Source organism: Nocardia amamiensis NBRC 102102 (assembly GCF_001612745.1).
GTDB classification, from domain to species: domain Bacteria; phylum Actinomycetota; class Actinomycetes; order Mycobacteriales; family Mycobacteriaceae; genus Nocardia; species Nocardia amamiensis.
Genome location: NZ_BDBA01000378.1, coordinates 1 through 2,934 on the forward strand (window position 1 = coordinate 1; position 2,934 = coordinate 2,934).

The 2,934-nt window shown below is 68.8% G+C and carries 1 protein-coding gene; it reads right to left on the reverse strand.

Going from position 1 to position 2,934, the window contains the following annotated elements; genetic code table 11:
* Positions 1–2,934 (reverse strand): non-ribosomal peptide synthetase (locus NA4_RS37830; protein WP_157129570.1); only part of this gene is annotated, 2,934 nt, incomplete at both ends.

The window sequence follows — 2,934 nt, forward strand, 5'->3', positions numbered from 1 at the left end:
GGTGGACGGCGCGCGGAACACCTTGGCCTCGAACACCGGCGCGGGCAGCGCCTTGCGATCCAGCTTGCCGGAGGCGTTCAGCGGGTACGCCTCCAGCACCACGAACGCCGAGGGCACCATGTACGCGGGCAACTCGCCGCCGAGTTCCGCGCGCACGGCGTCGATGTCCACCGAACGGCCCGCGGTCGCGATGACGTAGGCCACCAGCTGGTCGCCGAGCCGCTCGTCCGAGCGCACCACGACCACCGCCTGCGCGATCGAATCCAGCGCCGTGAGCGCCGACTCGATCTCGCCCAGCTCGATGCGCAGACCACGCAGCTTCACCTGGAAGTCGGTGCGACCCAGGTATTCCAGCTCGCCCTTGGCCGTCCAGGTCACCAGGTCACCGGTGCGGTACATCCGCTCACCCGGCGCACCGAACGGATCGGCCACGAAACGATCCGCGGTCAGATCAGGACGCGCCACATAGCCACGAGCCAACTGCGCACCCGCGAGGTACAGCTCACCCGCGACACCGACCGGCACCGGGTGCAGGCGCGAATCCAGCACGTACACCTGCGTGTTGAACACCGGAGCACCGATCGGCACCGAGACGGTGTCGTCCTCGGTCACCTCGTGGAAGGTGACATCGACCGCAGCCTCGGTCGGACCGTACAGGTTGTGCAACCGCGCACCGGTCAACTCGCGCAACTTCTGCGCGGTCACCGCGGGCAACGCCTCACCAGAGGCGAAAACATTACGCAGGCTCGCGCATTCCTCGGCACGCTCTTCGGCGGCCGCGTCGGTCCCGGAGGCGGTGCTTTGCGTGACCACGGAGTGCCCCGCCGCATCCAACACAGCCACGAACACCGACAGCATCGACGGCACGAAGTGCGCCGTGGTGACGCGCTCGTCCGTGATGACCTGCACCAGGTATGCCGGGTCGCGATGACCGTCGGGTTTGGCGACGACCAGCCGCGCGCCGACCTGCAACGGCCAGAAGAACTCCCACACCGACACGTCGAACGTTGCCGGGGTCTTCTGCAATACCGCGTCGGTGCCGTTCAGGCTGTACTCGTCCTGCATCCACACCAGGCGGTTGACGATCGCCGCGTGCGACACCGCCACACCCTTCGGGCGGCCGGTGGAGCCGGAGGTGAAGATCACGTACGCGGTGTTCGACGGACGCAGCGGCGCGCGGCGGTCCGCGTCGGTGACCGGCGCGTCCGAGTAGTCGGTCAGCGAAATCAGGTCGATCTCGATCGCCCGCGTCGCCCCGGCGTCGAACTCGTCACGCGAGGTGGTCAGCACACAGACCGGTTGAGCGGTCTCCAGTACGTACCGGGTGCGGTCGGCCGGATGATCCGGATCCAGCGGCACATACGCGCCACCGGCGACGCTCACCGCGTACATGCCGACCACCAGATCGATCGAGCGGCGCATGCCGAGCGCGACCATCGCGTCAGGTCCGACGCCCAGCGAGATCAGGTGGCGGGCCAGGCGGTTCACTCGCGCAGTGAACTCGGAATACGTCAGCGTCACGTAGTGACTCGATGAGGGGTGGTGGTCGGGCGACGGGAGGGCCAGAGTTGTCCCCTCGAACGTGATCGCGGGCGCGTCCGGAGTCCGTTCGACCTGCGCGGCGAACATCGAAACCAACGTGGCGGCCGGGTCGACCGCGTGCGCGGTGGCATTCCACCGCTCGACGACGTCGGCGCGCTCGACGCTGTCGAGCAGCTCGACGTCCCCGATGACCACGGACGAATCCGCGGCGACCGCGGCCAGCATGCGCACGAAGCGCTGCGCGAGGCCCGCGATCGTGTCGACGTCGAACATGTCGGTCGCGTAAGCGAATTCGGCGGTCATGCCGTCAACGGCGCCATCGGCGGCGAACCGGTCGGCGAGGTTGAGGTGCAGGTCGAATTTGGCGGTCACCACGTCCAGCGGCACACCGGCCACGTCGAGCCCGGGCAGTTCGAACGCGGCCTCGCCGGTGTTCTGGAACGACAGCATCACCTGGAACAGCGGATGCCGCGCCTGCGAGCGCGCCGGGTTCAGGATCTCCACCAACCGCTCGAACGGCAGGTCCGCGTGCGCGAACGCCGCGAGATCGGTGTCCTTGGTGCGGGCCAGCAATTCGGTGAACGGTATGGCCGGGTCGACCGCGCTGCGCAGCACCAGCGTGTTGACGAACATGCCGATGGCATCGTCGAGCACCGCCTCACCGCGGCCAGCGACCGCGGTGCCGATAGCGATGTCGTCGCTGCCGGACAGACGCGACAACAGGGCGGCGAACGTCGCGTGCACCACCATGAACAGGCTGGCGCCGTTCGCGCGGGCCAGCGCGTTCAGTTCGCGCAACAGCCGCGCGTCGAGCGAGAACTCGTACACGCCGCCGCGGTTGGACGCCACCGCCGGACGCGAGCGGTCCGACGGCAGATCCAGCTGCTCGGGCAGACCGGCCAGATTCTGCGACCAGAACGCGACCTGCTGGGCGATCAGCGAGCCGGCGTCACTCTCCGAGCCGAGCGTTTCGCGCTGCCACAGCGCGTAGTCGGCGTATTGCACCGGCAGCGGAGCCCAGCTGGGCGCCTCGCCGCGCGAGCGGGCCGAGTAGGCCACCATCACGTCGCGGGCCAGCGGCCGCACCGACCAACCGTCGCCGGAGATGTGGTGCACCACGAACACCAGCACGTGCGTGTCGGGCTGGGAGCCGTCCATCGAGCCGGCGATGCGGAACAGTTGTGCCCGCACCGGCACCTCGGTGGTGACGTCGAAGCCGGTCAGCACCAGTTCGCTGATCCGCTCGGAGATCTCGTCCTCGGCGACCTCGATCGCGGTGAGATCGAGCGTGCTCTGCCCGGCGGGCAGCACGACCTGCACGCCTTGACCGTCGGCGGTCTCCGGATAGACGGTGCGCAGCACCTCGTGCCGGTCGACCACGTCGGCGACGGC